This window comes from Streptomyces sp. CS113, from assembly GCF_002188365.1.
Lineage (GTDB): Bacteria > Actinomycetota > Actinomycetes > Streptomycetales > Streptomycetaceae > Streptomyces > Streptomyces tendae.
In genome coordinates, this window is sequence record NZ_KZ195574.1 from 8,315,306 (window position 1) to 8,335,195 (window position 19,890).

Consider the following 19,890-nt stretch of genomic DNA (forward strand, 5'->3'; position numbering starts at 1 on the left):
CTCCGTCGAAGGGGCGAGGGGTTCCCGGCCCGCGGACACCTCGCGGTGGGCGGGCCGGGCTCCGCCGGGGCTACGCGCAGCCGAGCCGGCTGTAGACCTGGTCGCCGGTCCACTCCCCGGTGGCCCACGCGTCGGCCGCGGCCGGGTCGAAGCCGTACCGCTGCTCCAGCTGTTCGCCGAACCAGACGGCGAACGCGGCCGAGCCCTGCTGGCAGGAGTGGATGCCGTCCTTGCCGCGCTGGGCCTGCTCGGCGCCGCTGTCCTCGCCCCACAGGGCCGAGGCGTCGAGGAAGGCGGCCGTGTCCGGGTGCTTGGCGGCGACGCTCTTCGCGGACCGCGGCGCGGACTCGATCTCCTTCTTGTGCGGCTGGTAGAAGTCGTCGAGCTCGAACGGCGGGGCGGAGACGAGCAGGAGGTCGGCCCCCGCCTCGTTCACCGTCTTCACCAGGCGCTCGTAGGCCGCGCGCTGTTCGGCCGGGGTGCCCCAGTCGTAGGTGGTGACCTGGTAGGCGACGACGTCCGGTGCGAAGGTCTTGAGTGTCTTCGGCAGGCGGTCCCAGGTGGGCGCCGCGATCTCGCCGACGACCCCGCCACCGCCCGCGGCGGCCACCGACTCGAACGCGACGCCCCCGGCCTTCATGGCCGCGTCGAGCGCGGGCGCCTGGGCCTCGCCGATGGAGTCCCCCATCCACAGCAGCCGGTGCGGCCCGTCGTCCCGCTTCCCGCCGGAGCCCCGGGCGCCGTCCGAGGCGTCGGCCGCCGCACTCTCCCCGGCGGAGACCTCGACGCCGGTGCCGGAGTCCTGGCAGCCGGTCAGGGAGAGCGCCACGGCCGCGGCCGCGAGGGCGTACCCGACGACGCGGCGGGCGGGCAGCGTGCGCCCGCCGGATTTGATCTCGTTGTCCATGCCTCCAGCACAGGGCACACGGTCCCGGCCCGGGGAGGGCTGTCATCGTTTCATCACCTGATGCGGAGCCGGGCGTCATACGCTTCGAGCACGCCGGCAGAAGAAGGCCGCCGCCGAGCCGGGAAGGCCGAGCGGGGAGACCGAGCGCGGAAAGCCGGCCGAGGGAAAGCCGGCCGAGAAAGCCGAGCCGAGAATGCCGGCCGGGAAAGCCGAGCCGAGGAAACCGGAGAAGAGCGCACCCCCCATGGCACGAGTCCTGCTCATCGAAGACGACCCAGCCGTCCAGCGAGGCGTCGCGCTCGCGTTGAAACGCCGGGGGCACGAGGTGGCCGTCGCGGGCAGCGGCGAGACCGGCCTGCTCTCCCTGGAGCGGCACCGGCCCGACCTGGTGCTCCTCGACCTGATGCTGCCGAACATGAGCGGTCTCGAGGTGTGCCGCCGGATCCGGGAGAGCAAGCGGATCCCGATCATCATCCTCTCCGCGCGCGGCGACGAGGTCGACATGGTCGTCGGCCTGGAGGCGGGCGCCGACGACTACGTCGTCAAACCGGCGGGCGCCGAACTGCTGGAGGCACGGATCCGGGCGGTCCTGCGCCGGGTCGCCCCCGCCCAGGACGGCGGCACACCGACCGCGGCGCTCGCCGGTCCCGAGCGGCACGCGGACCTCACCGTGGACCGCACCACCCTCGTCGTGGCCAAGCACGGCGCCGAACTCCCGCTCGCGCCCTCCGAACTGAAGCTCCTGCTGTTCCTCACCGCGACCCCCGGCCAGGTGTACTCGCGCCAGCAGCTCCTGGAGCAGGTGTGGGAGCACTCCTTCTACGGCGACGTCCGCCTCGTCGACGCCTGTGTGATGCGGCTGCGCGCCCGCATCGAGGACGATCCGCGCAAGCCGGTGTACGTCCAGACCGTGCGCGGCTTCGGCTACCGCTTCGGCCCGCTGTGAGGCGGTTCGGGCTGCCGCTCCGTTCCGCCGCGAGCGGGCTGCGGCCGCGCGCGCCGCGCGGGCTGCGGGTACGGCTGGTCGTCGCCTTCCTCCTGGCCGCCGCCTTCGGGGCCCTGCTCACCGCCGGCCTCACGTTCCACCGGGCCCGCGCGGCCATCCTCGACCGCGCCGAGGAGACCGCCGTCGCCGATCTGCGCACCCAGCTCGACTCCCTCGCCCCCGACCTGACCCTGCCGCCCACCGCGGAAGACCTGCGCGGGCTCACCCGGCAGCTCGACCAGGCCGGTGGAGCGCGGGCCTGGCACGCGTCCGCCTCCTACCGCGGCGGCGAACCGGTCGCAGCGTCCCCCGGCACACCGCCCGTCCCCGACGAACTGCGCCGGGCCGTCCAGGACAGCGGGCGGGCCGTCCACCAGCGGACCGAACACGACGGCCGCCCCTGGCTGGCCCTCGGCATGCCCGTCGCCTATACGGACGACTCCGGGAGCACGGACAAGGGCACGGGCACGGGCCCCGGCACGGACGCGGACACAGTGACGGACACGGACACGGGCACAGCGACGGACGCGGCGCCGCTCTCCGGGCTGACCGTGTACGCCGCCTTCCCCCTCGACGACGACCGGGCCGACATCGACGCCCTGGTCACCGCCGCCGAGGCCGGAGCCGTCCCCGCCCTCGCCCTCGCGCTCGTCCCGGCCCTCCTCGCGGCGCGCAGCGTCCTGCGCCCGGTACGCCGGTTGCGCCACGGCGCCGAACGCATCGCCGCGGGAGAGCTGCACACCCGCCTGGACGCCCCGGGCCGCGACGAACTCGCCGACCTGACCCGCTCCTTCAACACCATGGCCGAGACACTGGAGCGGGACGCCGCCGAACTGCGCCGGCTGGAGGCGGGCGCCCGCCGCTTCGCCGCCGACGTCGCCCACGAACTGCGCACCCCGCTGGCGGCCATGGCCGCGGTCACCGAGGTCCTCGACGAGGACGCCGCCTCCGGTGTACTGCCCGCCGACACGGAGGACGCCGTCCGGCTGATCAGCGAGGAGGTGCGCGCCCTGGCCCGGACGGTGGAGGACCTGATGGAGGTGTCCCGCTTCGACGCCAAGGCCGCCCCCGTCCACCGGGAGGACGTCGACCTGCGCACCCTCGTGACCAAGACCCTCCAACTGCGCGGCTGGGCCCACGACGAGCGGGTCCGCGCCGACCTGCCCGAACCGGCACCCGTACGCGTCGATCCCCGCCGGATCGACGTCGTCCTCGGCAACCTGGTCGCCAACGCGCTGCACCACGGACGCCCGCCCGTGACGGTCGCCGTCCGCGTGCGGGGCGACCGGGTCCGGGTCACGGTCACCGACCGCGGGCCCGGCATCCCGGACGAGGCACTCCCGTACGTCTTCGACCGCTTCTACAAGGCCGACGCGGCGCGCCCCCGCTCCGGCGGCAGCGGCCTCGGTCTGGCCATCGCCCAGGAGAACGCCGCCCTGCACGGCGGCACCCTCACCGCGGCCAACCACCCCGGCGGCGGTGCCGTGTTCACCCTCACCCTGCCGTCGGCCGCCTCCTCCCCGGGAACGACATGACACACCGCCCGGTGCCGCCCCCGAAGCGGGCCGCCTTCGTCCTGACCGCGCTGCTCGCCGCCGGCGCCACCGGCTGCGGCATCGGAACCGCCGGCCCGGTGCGGGCCGGCGCCCCCGCGTCCGGCGTCCCGCGGCCCGGCGACGGCGCGAGCACCGTGCGCCTGTACTTCGCGGGGCCCTACGGCACTCGCCCCGTCACCCGGCCCACGGACGCCCCCCTCGGCCCCCAGCAGGCCCTCGACCTGCTGCTGGACGGACCCACCACGGCCGAGCGCGAGCGCGGCCTGACCACTCACGTGGCGCCGGAGATCGCCGGACGGCTCACCGCCACCGCGAGCGACGGAGCCGTCGACGTCGTCGTCCCCGTCCAGGTCAGCACCGGCGGACTGGACGTCGCCGCCGTCAACCAGCTGGTCTGCACCGCGGCCCACGCCGAGGTACCGGGCACTCTTCCCGCCGACGAGGTCGACGTCCGGATCCACGAGAACGGGACCCGCTCCACCCCGTCCTGGACCCTGCGCTGCGGTGCGGGCGGCAACGCCACCCCCGTCACCGGCTGAGAGGCACCGGCTGCCCGTGGCAACGAAATGCGGAGTACATCCATCTTCGTGATCTACACCGAGGGGAGAGTGGAGCGGGAGCCCACTACACCCGACGCAGTACGCCGGTCCAGACCCAGGGTCGGATCAAACGTCCCGAACCCCGGGCGAGCATGGATGTGTACCCCGGTCAGCGCGTCCGCCTTCCCCCCATGTGCCGGGTCTTCGTCCTGCCCGCAACCCGACGGATTGGTCCACAAGGTGGCTACGTTTCTCTATCGACTCGGCCGGAGGGCGTTCCGGCGCCGCGGCCTCGTCGCCCTGCTGTGGGTGGCCCTGCTCGTGGGCGCCGGCGTGGCCTCGTCCGCCGCGCCGGCCCCGCCCGAAGACTCCTTCTCCATGCCGGGCACCGAGTCCCAGAAGGCGTTCGACCTGCTCGACGAGCAGTTCCCGGCCGCCAGCGCCGAGGGCGCCACGGCCCGCGTCGTGATCCGTGCTCCCGAGGGCGCGAAGATATCCGACGGAGCCGGCAAGGACCGGGTCCAGGACCTGGTCGCCGACTTGAAGGCCGGACCGCAGGTCGCCTCGGTGGACGACCCCTTCAAGGCGAACGCCGTCAGCAAGGACGGCACCACCGCCTACGCCTCCGTGACCTACAAGGTCAACGCGATGGAGCTGACCGACGAGGCCCGGGACTCGCTCACCGCCGCCACCGACACCGCCCGCGCGGGCGGGTACACCGTCGAGACCGGCGGCGACGCGGTCGTGGCCGAGCAGGAGATGGGCGGCACTGCCGAGCTGATCGGCATCGGCGTCGCCGCGATCGTGCTCCTGCTGACCTTCGGCTCACTGGTCGCGGCCGGTATGCCGCTGCTCTCGGCGATCATCGGTGTCGGCATCGGCATCTCCGCCATCGGGGCGCTGGGCAGCACCCTGGAGCTGTCCGCCACCACCTCCACGCTGGCCATGATGATCGGCCTCGCGGTCGCCATCGACTACGCCCTGTTCATCGTCTCCCGCTACCGGGCCGAGATAGCCGAGGGCCGCGCCCCCGAGGAGGCGGCCGGACGCGCGGTCGGCACCGCGGGCTCCGCGGTCGTCTTCGCCGGACTCACCGTCGTCGTGGCCCTCGCCGGGCTCGCCATCGTCAACATCCCGATCCTCACCAAGATGGGCCTGGCCGCCGCGGGCACCGTCGGCATCGCCGTGCTGATCGCCCTGACCCTCACCCCGGCCCTGCTCGGCTTCGCGGGCAAGAAGGCCCTCAGCCGCAAGGACCGCAAGGCACCCGCCGGGGCGCGGGCCGCCTCCGGCAAGCCGAAGCTCGGCACCCGCTGGGCCCGTTTCGTGCAGCGGCGCCCGGTCACCGTGCTGCTGACCGCGGTCCTCGGCCTCGGCGTGATCGCCGTACCGGCCGCCGGCATGGAGCTGGGCCTGCCCGACGAGGGCAGCTCGGCCCCCGACACCACCCAGCGCAAGGCCTACGACATGCTGTCCGAGTCCTTCGGGGCCGGGTTCAACGGCCCGTTCATGATCGCCGTCGACGCGCGCGACGCCGACGACCCGAAGGCCGCCGCCGACACCGTGAGCGAGAAGATCACCGGACTGGGGAAGGCCGCGGCGGTCACCCCGGCCAGCTTCAACGAGGAGGGCGACACCGCCGTCCTCACCGTGGTGCCCAAGACCGGGCCGAGCGACGTCGCCACCGAGTCGCTGGTGCACGACATCCGCTCGCTGTCCGGCGACATCAAGGCCGACACCGGCGCGACCATGCTGGTCACCGGCGCGACCGCGATGACGATCGACTTCTCGCAGACCCTGGACGACGCGCTCATCCCCTACCTGGCGCTGGTCGTCGGGCTCGCCTTCCTGCTCCTGATGCTGGTGTTCCGCTCGGTCCTCGTCCCGCTGAAGGCGGCCCTGGGCTTCCTGCTCTCGGTGGCCGCGGCGCTCGGCGCGGTGGTCGCGGTCTTCCAGTGGGGCTGGCTCGCCGACGTGTTCGGCGTGGACCAGCCGGGCCCGATCATGTCGATGATGCCCATCTTCATGATCGGCGTGGTCTTCGGCCTGGCCATGGACTACGAGGTCTTCCTCGTCACCCGCATGCGGGAGGCGTACGTCCACGGGGAGTCCCCCGCCGAGTCCGTCACCACGGGCTTCACCCACGGCGGCCGGGTGGTCGCGGCGGCCGCGATCATCATGATCAGTGTCTTCTCCGGCTTCATCCTGGAGAACGACGCCATGATCAAGATGATGGGCTTCGGCCTCGCGATCGCGGTGCTCTTCGACGCCTTCGTGGTCCGCATGGCGATCGTGCCCGCGGTGCTCGCCCTGCTCGGCAGCAAGGCCTGGTGGCTGCCCAAGTGGCTGGACCGCCTCCTGCCGAACGTCGACGTGGAGGGCGAGAAGCTCCACCGGGAACTCGGCGACACCGCCGCGCCGCCGGAGCCCGCCCGCGAGCCGGAGACGGCCGGAGTCTGACCCCCACGCGCCCGGCCCCGGTGACCTGGAATCCCAGGCCGCCGGGGCCTTCGCGTCGGACAGGTCCCCGGACGGACAGGGGCCCTAGAGATCCCCGGCGGCGTCGGTGAGCGCCTGGTCGAGGACGGCGACGCCGCGGGCGATCTCGTCGTCGCTCGCGGTCAGCGGGGGCGCGATACGGAAGATCCCGCCCATCCCCGGGAGCTGGACGATGTTCATGTGCAGCCCGAGTTCGAAGCAGCGCCGGGTGACGGCGGCGCCGAGACGGTCCGCGCCGCCCTCGCCCAGCACCTGGTCGCCGGCCAGTTCCATGCCCAGCAGCAGTCCCCGGCCGCGGACGTCGCCCACGACCTCGTGGCGGGCGGCGAGCTTGTCGAGGCCCTCGCGCAGCGCCGCGCCGAGCCCCCGGGCGCGCTCGTCCAGCCGGTCGCGGACCAGGACGTCGAGGACGGTGTTGCCCACCGCGGCGGGCAGCGGGTCGTTGACGTGGGTGGTGAAGAACAGGAAGCCCCGTTCGTGCGCCCGCCGCTCGATCTCCGCGCTCGTCAGCACGGCGGCCAGCGGCAGCCCCGCGCCCAGCGTCTTGGACAGCGTGAGGATGTCCGGGACGACGCCCTCGTGCTCGAAGGCGTACCAGTCGCCGGTCCGGCACAGCCCCGTCTGGGCCTCGTCCAGGATCAGCAGCATCCCGCGCTCACGGCACTTGTCCGCCAGGGCGGCGAGATAGCCCGGCGGCAGCTCGACCACGCCGCCCGAGGAGAGGATCGGCTCGACCAGACACGCGGCCAGACTGCCGACCGACTGGGCGTCGATCATCTCGAAGCCCAGGTCCAGCTGGCGGCGCCAGTCCAGCTCGCCGTCCGGGCCGACGACGGAGGGGCGGTAGCGGTCCGGCACGGGCAGCGCGAAGTTGCCCGGCGCGGCGGGGCCGTAGCCCTTGCGTCCGGCGCTGTAGGTGGCGTTCGCGGCGGCCTGGGTCATGCCGTGCCAGGACCGGGCGAAGGAGACGACCTCGTGGCGGCCGGTGACGAGCTTCGCCATCCGCACCGCGGCCTCGTTCGCCTCCGCCCCGGTGGTCAGCAGCAGCGCCTTCTCCAGCGGCTCCGGCAGGGTGCCGGCCAGCCGCCGGGCCAGCTCGACGACCGGGCGGCTGAGCATGCCGCTGTGCAGGTGGTCGAGGTGCGCGACCTGCTCGCGCACCGTGGAGACGATCGCCGGATGGGAGTGCCCGAGGATGGCACTCATCTGACCGGACGTGAAGTCCAGCAGCTCACGGCCGTTCTCCGTGAACACGGAGGTCCCCGCCGCGCGCACGACGACCTCCGGCGAGAAGGGCGCGTGGCCGGAGTAGCGGATCAGGTGGCGCCCCGGGTCGGCGCTCGAAGTCTCGGAAGGCATGCGACCGACGGTAGGGACGCCCGGCTGCGCGTGTCCATCGCACAGTTTCGACGCTGCTGTACGTCAGGACCGTACAGAGCGGCCGATGCACGGCGTACCATCGCCGCGTGCTCAACTCCGGACGACTGCACCTGCTCAGCCAGCTCGACACACTCGGCACCGTCCGCGCGGTCGCGGACACGCTGCACCTGAGCGCGTCGACGGTCTCCCAGCAACTGGCGGTGCTGGAGACCGAGACCCGGTGCCGGCTGATCGAACGCACCGGGCGGCGGGTCCGGCTGACCCCGGCCGGACTCCTGCTGGCCCGCCGGGGCCGGGAGATCCTGGACCGGATGGCCGACGTCGAGGCCGAGCTGCGCGCCCTGAACGACGAGCCCATCGGGACCGTGCGGCTCGCCGTGTTCCAGAGCGCGATCTACAGCCTCGCCGTCCCGGCGGCGAACCGGCTGGCCACCACCCATCCGCACCTGGACCTGGAACTCGTGGAGATGGAGCCGCACGAGAGCGGCCCCGCCCTGCGCTCGGGCGAGGCGGACGTCATCGTCACCACCACCGACTACTCCGGCCTGACGTGGGGCGCGGACCTCGAAGTCATGTCGCTCGGCAGCGACCCGGTCGTCCTGGTCCTGCCGGACGGCCATCCGCTGGCCTCGCGCACCGCGGTGAGCCTCACGGCGTGCAAGGAGGAGACCTGGGCCTGCGACCGGCCGCAGTCGTACATGGCGGACCTGACCGTCCGGCTCTGCCGCGAGGCGGGGTTCGAACCCCGGGTGGCCTGCCGGTTCAGCAACTACCTCATGCTGCTGCGGCACGTCGAGACGACCGGGTCGATCGCCCTGCTGCCCGCCCTCGCGGTCACCTCGGACCACGCCGTCGTCACCCGGCGGCTGAGCCCTCCGGTGCACCGCAACGTCGCCGTCGTGGTGCGGCGCGGCGCACCGCAGCGCGCCGCGGTGAACGCGGTCATCGCCGCCCTGCGTGACCATCCCGAGATCGACGCGCTGTCCGCCCCCGATCCCGCCCGGGCGGGCCGGGACGGCGACCGGCGCCCCTGAGCGCCGCCGTGGGTCAGGCGGCGGGGATCCGGCGGTGGATGTCCTCCAGCATCATCCGGACCGAGGTGCGGAAGACCTCCGCCCGGTGGTCGCCGAGGAACGAGGTGTGCCCGAACACCTCCAGGACGACCAGCCCGTGCACGTGCGCCCACGCGCTGAGGAAGAGGGCGACCGCGGCGGGCGGCAGATCGCCCTGCGCGTGCACCGGGAGCTGTGCCAGATGCTCACGGTACGGGGGCGAGAGCGGCGGGACGTCGGCCGCGGCGAGCTGCGCCGGGGTGAAGCCGGCGAACAGCTCGCGCTGGAAGATCGCGCCCATCCGGCGGACCGCCTGCGTGGTCGGGCCCTCGGCGGGTGCCGCGTAGTACCGCAGCGGCGTCCCGTAGAGCAGCTGGAAGTGCTCCGGGCGGGCGACGCCCCAGTCACGGTAGGCGTCGGCCACCACGACCAGACGCGGGGTGGAGGGAGTCGTGCGCGCGCCGTCGGCGGCGGCCTGCAACGCGTCGGACAGCTCGCCGTACGCCTTGGCGATGAGGGCGGTGACGAGGGCGTCGCGGTTGGGGAAGTAGTGGTAGAGCGCCTGCACGGTCATGCCGAGACCGCGGGCGACCGCGCGCAACGACAGGGCGGCGGGCCCGTGTTCCCCGATGTGCTGTTCGGCGGCGTCGAGTATCTCCCGGGCCGCGGCGGTCCGGCGCCGCTCGCGGAGGGAGACGGGAGCGGTGGTGGTGTGTCGCTCTGTGGGCATGCGGCGAGCCTAGGGCCGCATCGCCTGATGGCCCATCAAGAAGCCGAACACTGTTAGGCGGATCTCACACCGCCCGAGCGCGTCCCCCGGGCCGGCCTCCCCTCTGCCGGGGAAGCGGGCACGGGTGTCGCCGACCGGCGGAAGCTCAGGAGCCGACGGCCGCGGGGTCCTCGGCGCCGGCCTCGCCGGCCGGTCGGAACTCCACCGCGACGACGCCGTCCACGCTCCGGCAGTGCTCCTCGAGGAGCGGGGCGGACACATGGGCCGGGAGCCGTCCACTGAGCACGACATGGCCGTGCGTCACGTCCACCTGCACCGAGGAAGGAGCCAGACCGAGCGCCTTGACCAGGGCCTCCTCGATGATCTCGGTGCGGATGGCGCGGTCCGTGCGCAGGAAGACCCGCAGCAGGTCGCTCCGGCTGACCACCCCGGCCAGCCGGCCCTCGTCGTCCACGACCAGGAGCCGTTTGATGCGGTGCCGTGCCATCACCCGGGCGGCGTCCACGACGCTCCAGCTCTCCCGTGCGCAGAGCGCGGGCGAGGTCATGAGGCCCGCCGCGTCCGTGGCGCCCGCCTTCGCTGCCGAGGTCCGGGACCACCGGGCGTGCTCGGGGGAGCCGTCGGGTTGACCGCCCCACATCTTCTGCAACAGGTCGGCCTCCGACACCACCCCCACGGGGCGGTTCGCCTCGTCGACGACGGGCACGGCCGTGATGTCGTACTCCAGCAGCAGGTGGGCGATCTCCTTGAACGGGGTGCCCCGCTGCACGCGGACCACGGCGTCGCTCATCAGATCGCGCACCCTCTGGTGTTTCATGAAGGGTCTTCTCCTCCGCTGCCGGCCCGCGGGGACCGGCGTTCGTCCTTCTCACCCGGGAAAACGATCGAGCGGCCCCGGGAGTGCCCCGCCGCCCGCGCGGGCGGACCGACGAGGACCAGGGCGATGTCGTCGCCCGGGGTGGGCGCGTGCCGGATGAGGGTGTCCGCCATGGCGTCCAGGTCCCCGGGGTCGCCGTGCTCCAGGAGCCCGGCGAGGGCCGCGATCGCGTCGTCGAGGTCGACCCCGGGCGCCTCGACGAGTCCGTCGGTGTAGAGGGCGAGCACGCTCCCGGGCGGCAGCGCGAACTCCAGCGCGGAGTACCAGACGTCCGGCTCGATGCCCAGCAGCAGGCCGGGCGGCACGAGCAGGGGCTCGACGTGCCCGTCCGCGTGGCGCAGCAGGGGAGGCGGGTGCCCGGCGAGCGCCACGCAGGCGCGGTGCGTGGCGAGGTCGAGGTGGACGTAGGCGCAGCTGGTGAACAGACCGGGGTCCAGGTCGGTGAGCAGGCGGTTGGTGCGGGCCAGGACGTCGTCGGGGGAAGCCCCCACGGTGGCGTTGGCGTGTACGGCGGTGCGGACCTGCCCCATCAGCGCCGCGGCGTCCACGTTGTGCCCCTGCACGTCGCCGATGGTGACACCGGCGGTGTGCTCGTCGAGGCGGATGACGTCGTAGAAGTCGCCGCCGATGCCCAGGCCCCGGGCGGCCGGGAGGTAGCGGGCGGCGACGTTCAGACCGGGCACCTCGGGGAGCGTGTGGGGCAGCAGGGCGGACTGAAGGCGGTGGGCGAGGTGGTGCTTGGCGTCGTAGAGCCGGGCGCGGTCCAGGGCCTGCCCGACCAGACCGGCCAGCGAGGTGAGCGCGGCCCGTTCGCCCGGCGGGAAGACGTGGGGCCGTCGGTAGGAGAGCAGGAGCGAGCCGATGGGGCGGCCGGAGGCGATCAGCGGCAGCAGGGCCCATGCGGCCATCCCGTCCTCGTGGTTCATGGCGGGGTAGGCCGCGCGGAGTTCCTCGAAGGTCGTCCAGAATCCGGGCACCCCCGTGGCCATGACGTCGACGCCGGGAATGGCCGAGGTCAGGGGTGTCCCGTCGAAGCGCCTCATCAGCTCCGGGTGGTAGCCGCGCTGGCCGACGATCTTCAGCCGGCCGTCCGCCGGGGCCATCACCACCATGCCCTGCGCCCCGAGCGCGGGCATCAGCTGGTCGGCGGTCTGCTCGACCACGTCCTGCACGCTGACGGCCTCGGTCAGGGTGGAGGCCAGGTGCATCAGGTGGTAGAGCACCGTGGCACGGCTGGGACCCGAGCTCTGTACCGGTCCGGACGGGGGCGCGTCGGAGTCCGGGCCGCCGCGGGTGATGCGCACGCTCAGCCCGGTGGCGTCCGGGTACAGCTCGAAGGACAGCCACGTCCTCGGCGGGCGCAGCACGGTGAACGCCTGGGGCCTGCGGCTGACCAGCGCGGCGCGGTAGCGGTCCTCGACGTGCGGCACGTCCATCCAGGGCAGCGCCTCCCACGGCAGGGCGCCCAGCAGCAGGGACCGGTCGACACCGAGGAGCTCGGCCGCCCCCGGGGTGACGAAGGTGAGGTGCCCCTCCAGGTCCAGCGCGCACGAGCCGCCGGGCAGGCGGTCCACGAACGCGGACAGCGCGGTCGCCTCGGCGGGGGAGGGGGTGCGCGGGGCCGGCGGCGGCAGGGTGCGGGGCCGGTCCGGGGGCAGCAGCGGTTCGTCGCGGTCCAGGGCCCGCTCCAGGCTGTCACCCAGGCGGCGGCAGCCCGCCCGGATGACGTCCTGTTCGCCGGCGCTCAGCCGGGACGGATGGTTCCCGGGCCACAGCAGCACCAGCCCGCCGCGGACGGCGGTGCCCGAGACGAGCGGTGCGGCCGCCAGCCCGAAGTCGTACGGCATGACGAGAGCGAGGCGCGGATACTCGCGTGCCATCTCCTCCCGGCCGCCCGCCCAGACCAGACGGTGCTCGCGGACGGCGTCGGCCACGGGCATCGGGTCCTTCAGCCCGACCCGCCGCCACGGGGCGGCCATCTCCTGCGGGACGCCGGTGACCAGCACCTGCCACACGGCGTTCTCGCCCGGTGGCAGTACGTAGAGGATCCCTCCGAACGCACCGCTGGCCCGCACCACGGCCGCCATCGTGGAGTCCATCAGCGGTCCGCCCGCGTCCGCGCCGACAGGGCCGCCCGACGGCGGCCACCTCGAACACCACCCATATCTGGACACTACGCCCGTACCGCCGCGATGGCATGCGAGGCGGCGGCGGAGCGGGGCCGCCGCTGCTCAGGGGCGGTTGCCGGCCCCCTCGGACCCGCGCCGCACGTACAGCCGGCCGTCCGACGGGCCGGTCCACTCCAGCCGTACGACACCGGGCACCGCGGCCTCGGCGACGCGCGCGGCGCCGGACCAGTAGCCGGCGGCCGGGTTCAGGAAGTACGTCGCCCACAGGCCGCCCCGGTGATCGACGAAGAAGTTGTTGTGACCGGCGCCGACACCCGCGGTGTACCGCTTCGAGTACGGGCCCTCGAACCGGTCGGCCACGGCGACGACCGCGTCGTACTGGTACTGCACCCGTCCGGTGGCGGGCACGTCGTAGGCGTGGCGTACGGTGCCGTCGGCGTTGACCGACGTCCGGTCCCAGGCGGCGTGGACGAGGTGGTACTTGCCCCGGTACTTGAACACGTAGGCGCCCTCGAGGTACGGCTCGGGGGAGTAGGGGGTCTGCTGGAACCGGGGCAGGTCCGTCGTCGTGACGATGTCCTCCATGTCGTGCCGGAACTTCGCGTACAGGTCGTTGTGCAGCACCAGCCACGCGTCGTCGCCCTCGGAGTAGAGGCCGCCGTCGATGTGGTGGTAGGCGCCGGGCTCGATGAACTTCGGCCCTCCGATGAACGAGTCGCCGAAGGGCTTGTCCAGGTTGCCCTCGATCAGCCGGTACGGTCCCTCGACGCCGCCCTCGCTGACCAGCATGAACGAGCCGACCTTGCGGGAGTGGTCGCCCATGCACGCCACGAGGTACCAGGTGCCGCGGAAGTAGTGCAGCTCCGGTGCCCAGGCCTGGCCCCGCTTGCCGAACTGCTCGTCGTGCCAGTACTCCTGCCAGGGCGCGACGACCGTGCGGCCGGGCCGGTTCTCCCCGGCGAACTCGGGCGACCATACCTTGCCGCGCTCGGCCCCCGGCCGGATGCCGGTGGTGTCGGCCAGCCGCCACGGACCCTTCAGGGAGGGGGCCAGCCACACGAAGATGCCGTCGTTCCAGGGACCGGCGACGTCCAGTCCGGGCACCCGGGTGGTGCCCGTGGCGACGTAGAGGGGGCGGCCGTCCACGACGAAGCAGTTGACGTAGGTGTCGCGCATCCAGACCGTGCCGCGCTCCTCGTCACGGGGGCGCAGCTCCAGCGGGAGGACGAACGAGTTGTCCTCGCGCGGCCACAGGTCGGCCCGGGTGTCCGCGGCGCCGTACGGCTCGGGGTCGGGCCAGTTCCCCGGGTGACGCCGCGTTGCCCCGCCCGCCGCCGGGGCGGCGGCGGGCCGCGCGGGAGCCGCCTGCGCGGCGCTCGCGGGCAGGGCGAACGCCGCCCCCGCACCGGCGGCGCCGGCCAGCAGGGATCGTCGGTGGAGTCCGTACTCGGCATCGGTCATCAGTCGGGTTCTCCTTCGTCGTCCCCGTCCGGGAACCGGGGCGCGGCGCACGTGCCGCTGACGGGGCATGGCGCACAGCATGCGAACGCCCGCACATTTACGTCAACAGGGCGGACGAATAATCCACTTCGAGCCGCCCGCCCATGGCCCGGCCGACCAGGCATTGTGAACGCTTCATTGCGTCTTTCTGTCGGAGTGTTGACGGAATAATCGAGCCTCCCTACCTTGACCGGCATGCAGATGCCCAGCGGAGTGCACGCACTGGTCAGGCGGACCCACGAAGAGCGCGTCATGCGTGCGTTGCAGGAGAACGGCGCCATGAGCCGCGGCGAGATCGCCCGGGTGGTGGGCCTGTCCCGCACGACCCTCTCCGAGATCACCGGCCACCTCCTGCAACGGGGTGCCATCGTCGTCGTGGACACCGACGCCTCCCGCCGGGAGGGCAGCGGGCGACCGGCCGAACGGCTGGCCCTCGACCCGGCGTCGGCGCAGTTCATGGGCGTCGACTTCGGACACCGGCGCGTGCACGTCGTCGTCGCCGACGCCGCGCACGAGATCATGGTTTCCGGCTCGGTCCGGTACGAGGACACCGCGACCTGGGGGACCCGCACCGCGCTGGCCCTGGAACTGGTCGACCGGCTGAGCGGCGAGGCCGGGGTCCACTACGGGGCCCTCCAGGGCATCGGCATCGGCGTACCCGGCCCCTACCCCGCCCCGCAGGGGGCGGCCTGGCCCCGCGCCACGGCGGGGACCACCGTGCTCCGTCCGGCACCCGAAGGCGTCGACGTGGCCTTCGCCGAACGCTTCGACGCACCGGTGATCGTCGACAACAACACCCGCCTGGCCGCCCTCGCGGAGGCGATCAGCGGCGCCGACAGCGTCGCCGACCTGGTCTACGTGCGGCTGTCGGACGGCGTGGGTGGCGGTCTCGTCGTCGGCGGCCAGCTGGTGACGGGCTCGTCCGGGCTGGCCGGCGAACTCGGGCACGTCACCGTCGAACCGGCGGGCCGCCCCTGCCGGTGCGGCAAGCGGGGCTGTCTGGAGACCGTCGCCTCGGTGCCCGGAATCCTCGCCGCCTGCTGGGAGTTCGGCCTGCGCCTGGAGAACCTGGACGACCTCGCGGCCGCCGTGCGCCGCGCCCATCCCGTGGTGGACCGGGTGCTGCGGGAGGCCGCGGGGGCCCTGGGACGCGTGGTCGGCGCCGCGACCATGATGCTGAACCCGGCGAAGGTGGTCATCGGCGGCGAGATCACCCGGCTGGCGCCCGTCCTCGTGGAACAGGTCGCCGCCACCCTCGCCGCCGAGATCTTCCCGACCGCGTCGGCGGGTCCCGCCGTGGCCGCCGCCCGGCTCTCCGACGACGACGGCGCCATCGGCGCGCTGGCCGCGGTCTTCCACAGCTCACCCCTCCTGGCGAGGTATCCCGAAACCGCCGACGTGAAGGGCCGTTCCGATGCACCCGACTCCGCCACCGAAGGAGCCGCCCATGTCCGTCCTTGACAAGCGGGGCGCCGACCAGCGGCCCCCGCGGCCCGAGCAGGGGCCCGGGGCCCCGCCGGAGGCCGAAGCGGCCGACAGCACGGCGGACGCCGCCAAGTCCGCGCCGGAGCGCTCCCGTTCGCGCCGTCGCGGGCTGCCCCTCGCCCTGAACGCCGTGTCCGTCGCGCTCGGCATCGCGCTCTGGTGGGCCCTCGCGGCCGCCGGTTTCAAGCTGCCGACACCGCCGGAGGTGGTCGACCGCGCCTCCACCCTGATCAGTGACGGGACGCTCGCCGACGATGCCCTGGCCAGCCTGACCCGGGTCCTCATCGGCTTCGCCCTGGGCACGGCCGTCGCCGTCCCGGTGGGCTTCCTGATGGGCTGGTACGGCATCCTGCGCGGCCTGATCGAACCCTGGATCCAGTTCTTCCGCACCATCCCGCCGCTGGCGATCATCCCGCTGGCCGTGGTCGCCATGGGCATCGACGAAACCCCGAAGATCTTCGTCATCTTCCTCGCCGCGTTCCTGGCCTGCGTGATCTCCACCTTCCAGGGCGTGGTGAACGTCGACCGCACCCTGATCAACGCCGCCCGGGTGCTGGGCGCCGGCGACGCCACGATCTTCGCCCGCGTGGTGGTGCCGGCGTCCACCCCCTTCATCCTCGTCGGCATGCGGGTCGGCCTCGGCTCGGCCTGGGCCACCCTGGTCGCCGCCGAGCTGATCGCCGCCCAGGAGGGCCTCGGCTACCGCATGCAGAACGCCCAGCTCTACTACGACCTCCCGACCATCTTCGTCGGGCTCATCTCGATCGGAATCCTCGGTCTCCTCATGGACCGCGTCCTCCTCCTCGCCGAACGCCGGCTCACCCGATGGCAGGAACGCCGATGACCAGCCCACCCGCCAAGATCTCCGTCCAGCACGTCACCAAGACCTTCTCGCTCGGCAGGGAGACCTTCACCGCCCTGGACGACGTGAGCCTCGACATCGCGAACCACGAGTTCGTCACCGTCGTCGGCCCCTCGGGATGCGGCAAGAGCACCCTGATGAACATCCTCGCCGGGCTGGAGACACCCACCTCCGGCCGCGCCCTGGTGGACGGCGCGCCCGTCTCGGGGCCCGGACCCGAGCGCGGCGTCATCTTCCAGCAGTACGCCCTCTTCCCCTGGCTGACCGTGCGCCAGAACGTCGAGTTCGGCCTGCGGACCACGGGCGTACCGAAACCCGAACGACGGGCCAGGGCCGAGCACTTCATCGAACTGGTCGGCCTGGAGCGCTTCGCCGACGCGCTCCCCAAGACCCTCTCCGGCGGCATGCGCCAGCGCTGCGCCATCGCCCGCGCCTACGCCGTCGACCCCTCGATCCTCCTGATGGACGAACCCTTCGGCGCCCTCGACGCGCTCACCCGGGTCAAGCTCCAGGAGCAACTCCTGAAGACCTGGAGCCAGGACAAGCGCACGGTCCTGTTCATCACCCACGACGTCGACGAGGCCGTGTTCCTGGCCAACCGCGTCGTCGTGATGGCCGCCCGCCCCGGGCGGGTCTACGACGTCGTCGACGTCGACCCCGCCATCGAGCGCGACGAGGCCTTCCGGTTCAGCCCCGAGTTCGCCGCGCTGCGCAACCGCGTGTGGCACTCCGTCTACCACCAGGAAGGCCGCACCGCCGCCCTTTCCGGTTCCCCCTCCCCGACGTCATGACCCGGAAGGTGCGCCCCGCCATGTCACCCCTCCTCACCCGCAGAAGCCTCACCACCACCCTCGCCGGCGTGGCCGCCATGGCGCTGCTCGCCGCGTGCGGCGGCGGCTCGTCCTCCGGCGGCTCGTCGGACAAGGTGCGCTTCGGCTACATCAACGACTTCAACGGCGCCAGCCTGATCGCCATCGCCGAGGCCAAGGGCCTGTGGAAGAAGCACGGACTGTCCGCCGACGCCAAGGTCTTCACCAACGGCCCGCTCCAGATCCAGGCCCTGGGCACCGACAACCTCGACTTCGGCTACATAGGCCCCGGCGCCATGTGGCTCCCCGCCTCCGGACAGGCCAAGGTCGTCGCCATCAACACCCTCGGCAACTCCGACCGGGTCCTCGCCCAGCCGGGCATCACCTCGATGCGGCAGCTCGAGGGCAAGACCGTCGCCGTGCCCGAGGGCACCTCCGGCGACATGATCCTCTCCCTCGCCCTGGAGAAGGCCGGGATGACCAAGGACGACCTCAAGGTCGTCCCCATGGACCCGTCCACCATCGTCTCCGCCTTCTCCTCCCACCAGGTCGACGGCGCCGGCTTCTGGTACCCGGCCGCGGCGACGATCAAGAAGCAGGTCCCCGACCTGGTCGAACTCGCCAAGAACGGCGACTTCGAGGAGGACGTCTCCTTCCCCACGGCGTTCGTCGCGGGCAACAAGGTGGTGGCCGACCAGCCGGAGAAGACCAAGAAGGTCCTCGCCGTACTGCGGGAGGCCATGACGTTCCGCGCCGAGCACACCGACGAGGCGATCGAGCTGACCGCCGACAAGCTGAAGATCCCCGTCGACCAGGTGAAGGCGGACGCCGCGAACAACAAGGTGCTCAGCGTGGAGGAGCTGGACAAACTGACCCGGGACGGCACCGTCGTCACCTGGCTCAAGGGCATGAACGACTACTTCGTCGACGCCGGAAAACTCAAGAAGCCCGTCGACCCGAAGACCTACTACACCGGCGACCTCTTCACGGGAGCGGGCAAGTGACGCGAGCGAACCAGCCCGGCACCGGTTCCGGCACCGACCCCGGCACGCAGACCGGCGGGTCGCGGAAGAACATCCTCTTCCTCATGACCGACCAGCACCGCACGGACACGCTCGGCGCCTACGGCAACCCGCTGGCCCACACCCCCGCACTCGACGAACTGGCCGCCACGGGGACCCGCTTCGACCGCTGGTACACCCCCACCGCCATCTGCACCCCGGCCCGCGCCAGCCTCCTGACCGGCCAGGCACCCTTCCGGCACAAGCTCCTCGCTAACCACGAACGCAACGTCGGCTACCTCGAGGACCTCGCCGAGGACCGGTTCGCCTTCTCCCGGGCGCTGCGCGAACACGGCTACAACTGCGGCCTGTTCGGCAAGTGGCACGCCGGCAACCGCCGCACGGCGGCCGACTACGGCTTCGACGGACCCGACCTGCCCGGCTGGCACAACCCCGTCGACCACCCGGACTACCTCGCCTACCTCGCCGAACGCGGACTGCCCCCGTACGAGATCAGCGACCGAGTCCGCGGCACCCTCCCGAACGGCGGCCCCGGCAACCTGCTCGCCGCCCGCCTGCACCAGCCGGTCGAGGCCACCTTCGAGCACTACCTGGCCACCCGCGCCATCGAACAGCTGGAGCACTACGCCGCCGACGCGCACGACCACGACCGGCCCTTCTTCCTGGCCCTGCACTTCTTCGGACCGCACCTGCCGTACATCCTCCCGGACGAGTACTTCGACCTGGTCGACCCCGCGGACGTGGAGCTGCCCCGGTCGGTGTCCGAGACCTTCGAGGGCAAACCCCCGGTCCAGCGCAACTACAGCGCGCACTGGACCTTCGACACGATGCCCATCGAGACCACCCGCAAGCTCATCGCCGTCTACTGGGGCTACGTGGCCCTCATCGACAAGCAGATCGGCCGCGTCATGGCGGCCATGGAACGGCTCGGCCTCGTGGACGACACGGCGGTGTTCTTCACCTGCGACCACGGGGAGTTCACCGGCTCCCACCGGCTGCACGACAAGGGCCCCGCGATGTACGAGGACATCTACCGCACCCCCGGCCTGCTCCGGGTCCCGGGCGCGCCCGGCGGCCAGGTGCGCGACGAGTTCGTCAGCCTCCTCGACTGCACCGCCACCATCCTCGAACTGGCCGGCCTCGACCCGAAACCCGCCGTCGACTCGCGCAGCCTGCTGCCCCTCGTGCGGGGCGAGGCCGTGGAGTGGGACCAGGACATCGTCTGCGAGTTCCACGGCCACCACTTCCCCTACCCGCAGCGCATGCTGCGCGAGGACCGGTACAAACTCGTCGTCAACCCCGACTCCGTCAACGAGCTGTACGACCTGCGCACCGACCCGGACGAGCTGCTGAACGTCTACGCCCACCCCGAGCGGGCGGAGGTCCGCGGCCGCATGATGCGCCGGCTGTACGACGTCCTGCGCGAGCGCGGCGACAACTTCTACCACTGGATGACGTCGATGTACGACGTCGGCGAGGTGGGACACGACCCCACCCTGAGCGGACTCGACGAATCCACCTACCAGGCGTAACAGGCCCCGGCACACGAGCGATTCGA

General features: G+C 72.7%; 16 protein-coding genes. 10 read left to right on the forward strand and 6 right to left on the reverse strand.

Annotated elements, in window-relative coordinates; all coding sequences use genetic code 11:
• Positions 1-70: 70 nt before the first annotated feature.
• Positions 71-907: an SGNH/GDSL hydrolase family protein gene (locus B9W62_RS37605; RefSeq protein WP_087811376.1), complete on the reverse strand. Its 837-nt coding sequence runs from the start codon at positions 905-907 to the stop codon at positions 71-73.
• 244 nt (positions 908-1,151) lie between these two features.
• Here B9W62_RS37605 and B9W62_RS37610 point away from each other — a divergent pair, with 244 nt between their 5' ends.
• From B9W62_RS37610 to B9W62_RS37625, 4 genes are all read left to right on the forward strand, one after another.
• Positions 1,152-1,853, forward strand: a complete 702-nt coding sequence (locus B9W62_RS37610) for a response regulator transcription factor (RefSeq protein WP_087811377.1) — start codon at positions 1,152-1,154, stop codon at positions 1,851-1,853.
• Entirely contained in the window at positions 1,850-3,427 is a 1,578-nt protein-coding gene (locus B9W62_RS37615) for a sensor histidine kinase (RefSeq protein WP_087811378.1), read from the forward strand. Before B9W62_RS37610 ends, B9W62_RS37615 begins: the two co-directional genes overlap by 4 nt.
• Entirely contained in the window at positions 3,424-3,987 is a 564-nt protein-coding gene (locus tag B9W62_RS37620; RefSeq protein ID WP_087811379.1) for a GerMN domain-containing protein, read from the forward strand. The genes B9W62_RS37615 and B9W62_RS37620 overlap by 4 nt, the downstream gene beginning before the upstream one ends.
• A gap of 240 nt (positions 3,988-4,227) precedes the next feature.
• Entirely contained in the window at positions 4,228-6,447 is a 2,220-nt protein-coding gene (locus tag B9W62_RS37625; protein WP_087812288.1) for an MMPL family transporter, read from the forward strand.
• Positions 6,448-6,531: 84 nt separating this feature from the next.
• Here B9W62_RS37625 and B9W62_RS37630 read toward each other — a convergent pair whose 3' ends face one another.
• Positions 6,532-7,845 (reverse strand): aspartate aminotransferase family protein, encoded by a 1,314-nt coding sequence (locus B9W62_RS37630; RefSeq protein WP_087811380.1) that lies wholly within the window; start codon positions 7,843-7,845, stop codon positions 6,532-6,534.
• Between the two features lie 107 nt (positions 7,846-7,952).
• On the opposite strand from B9W62_RS37630, the gene B9W62_RS37635 reads away from it, so the two are divergent.
• Complete coding sequence (locus B9W62_RS37635) at positions 7,953-8,900, forward strand: LysR family transcriptional regulator (RefSeq protein WP_087811381.1); 948 nt, start codon at positions 7,953-7,955, stop codon at positions 8,898-8,900.
• Between the two features lie 13 nt (positions 8,901-8,913).
• Here the strand turns inward: B9W62_RS37635 and B9W62_RS37640 are convergent, their stop codons facing one another.
• The 4 genes from B9W62_RS37640 to B9W62_RS37655 all read right to left on the reverse strand — a co-directional run bounded on the left by B9W62_RS37640 (position 8,914) and on the right by B9W62_RS37655 (position 14,115).
• Positions 8,914-9,648: a TetR/AcrR family transcriptional regulator gene (locus B9W62_RS37640; RefSeq protein ID WP_087811382.1), complete on the reverse strand. Its 735-nt coding sequence runs from the start codon at positions 9,646-9,648 to the stop codon at positions 8,914-8,916.
• Between the two features lie 145 nt (positions 9,649-9,793).
• Positions 9,794-10,465 (reverse strand): CBS domain-containing protein, encoded by a 672-nt coding sequence (locus tag B9W62_RS37645; protein ID WP_087811383.1) that lies wholly within the window; start codon positions 10,463-10,465, stop codon positions 9,794-9,796.
• Positions 10,462-12,624, reverse strand: a complete 2,163-nt coding sequence (locus B9W62_RS37650; protein ID WP_087811384.1) for a SpoIIE family protein phosphatase — start codon at positions 12,622-12,624, stop codon at positions 10,462-10,464. Before B9W62_RS37650 ends, B9W62_RS37645 begins: the two co-directional genes overlap by 4 nt.
• Before the next feature lie 132 nt (positions 12,625-12,756).
• A complete protein-coding gene (locus tag B9W62_RS37655) occupies positions 12,757-14,115 on the reverse strand; it encodes a family 43 glycosylhydrolase (RefSeq protein WP_087811385.1) in 1,359 nt (452 codons plus the stop codon).
• A gap of 234 nt (positions 14,116-14,349) precedes the next feature.
• Between B9W62_RS37655 and B9W62_RS37660 the strand changes: the two genes are divergently transcribed.
• From B9W62_RS37660 to B9W62_RS37680, 5 genes are read left to right on the forward strand one after another with little or no spacing between them, the layout of a single operon-like run.
• Positions 14,350-15,615 carry an ROK family transcriptional regulator gene (locus B9W62_RS37660; RefSeq protein ID WP_164459578.1) on the forward strand — a complete coding sequence of 422 codons (1,266 nt, stop codon included), beginning with the start codon at positions 14,350-14,352 and terminating at the stop codon, positions 15,613-15,615.
• The gene (locus tag B9W62_RS37665) at positions 15,602-16,483 is read left to right on the forward strand and encodes an ABC transporter permease (protein WP_087811387.1); all 882 of its coding nucleotides are present in this window, start codon (positions 15,602-15,604) and stop codon (positions 16,481-16,483) included. The genes B9W62_RS37660 and B9W62_RS37665 overlap by 14 nt, the downstream gene beginning before the upstream one ends.
• Complete coding sequence (locus B9W62_RS37670; protein WP_087811388.1) at positions 16,480-17,292, forward strand: ABC transporter ATP-binding protein; 813 nt, start codon at positions 16,480-16,482, stop codon at positions 17,290-17,292. Before B9W62_RS37665 ends, B9W62_RS37670 begins: the two co-directional genes overlap by 4 nt.
• Before the next feature lie 20 nt (positions 17,293-17,312).
• Positions 17,313-18,314 carry an aliphatic sulfonate ABC transporter substrate-binding protein gene (locus B9W62_RS37675; RefSeq protein WP_179235868.1) on the forward strand — a complete coding sequence of 334 codons (1,002 nt, stop codon included), beginning with the start codon at positions 17,313-17,315 and terminating at the stop codon, positions 18,312-18,314.
• On the forward strand, positions 18,311-19,864 hold the full coding sequence (locus B9W62_RS37680; protein ID WP_087811390.1) for a sulfatase family protein: 1,554 nt from the start codon (positions 18,311-18,313) through the stop codon (positions 19,862-19,864). Before B9W62_RS37675 ends, B9W62_RS37680 begins: the two co-directional genes overlap by 4 nt.
• Positions 19,865-19,890: the final 26 nt, after the last annotated feature.

Coding starts and splice junctions, on each gene's coding strand:
- B9W62_RS37655 (WP_087811385.1), bottom strand. CDS start 14,115: ATGACCGATGCCGAGTACGGACTCCACCGACGATCCCTGCTGGCCGGC.
- B9W62_RS37660 (WP_164459578.1), top strand. CDS start 14,350: ATGCAGATGCCCAGCGGAGTGCACGCACTGGTCAGGCGGACCCACGAA.
- B9W62_RS37645 (WP_087811383.1), bottom strand. CDS start 10,465: ATGAAACACCAGAGGGTGCGCGATCTGATGAGCGACGCCGTGGTCCGC.
- B9W62_RS37605 (WP_087811376.1), bottom strand. CDS start 907: ATGGACAACGAGATCAAATCCGGCGGGCGCACGCTGCCCGCCCGCCGC.
- B9W62_RS37650 (WP_087811384.1), bottom strand. CDS start 12,624: ATGGACTCCACGATGGCGGCCGTGGTGCGGGCCAGCGGTGCGTTCGGA.
- B9W62_RS37640 (WP_087811382.1), bottom strand. CDS start 9,648: ATGCCCACAGAGCGACACACCACCACCGCTCCCGTCTCCCTCCGCGAG.
- B9W62_RS37665 (WP_087811387.1), top strand. CDS start 15,602: ATGTCCGTCCTTGACAAGCGGGGCGCCGACCAGCGGCCCCCGCGGCCC.
- B9W62_RS37630 (WP_087811380.1), bottom strand. CDS start 7,845: ATGCCTTCCGAGACTTCGAGCGCCGACCCGGGGCGCCACCTGATCCGC.
- B9W62_RS37620 (WP_087811379.1), top strand. CDS start 3,424: ATGACACACCGCCCGGTGCCGCCCCCGAAGCGGGCCGCCTTCGTCCTG.
- B9W62_RS37670 (WP_087811388.1), top strand. CDS start 16,480: ATGACCAGCCCACCCGCCAAGATCTCCGTCCAGCACGTCACCAAGACC.
- B9W62_RS37675 (WP_179235868.1), top strand. CDS start 17,313: ATGTCACCCCTCCTCACCCGCAGAAGCCTCACCACCACCCTCGCCGGC.
- B9W62_RS37610 (WP_087811377.1), top strand. CDS start 1,152: ATGGCACGAGTCCTGCTCATCGAAGACGACCCAGCCGTCCAGCGAGGC.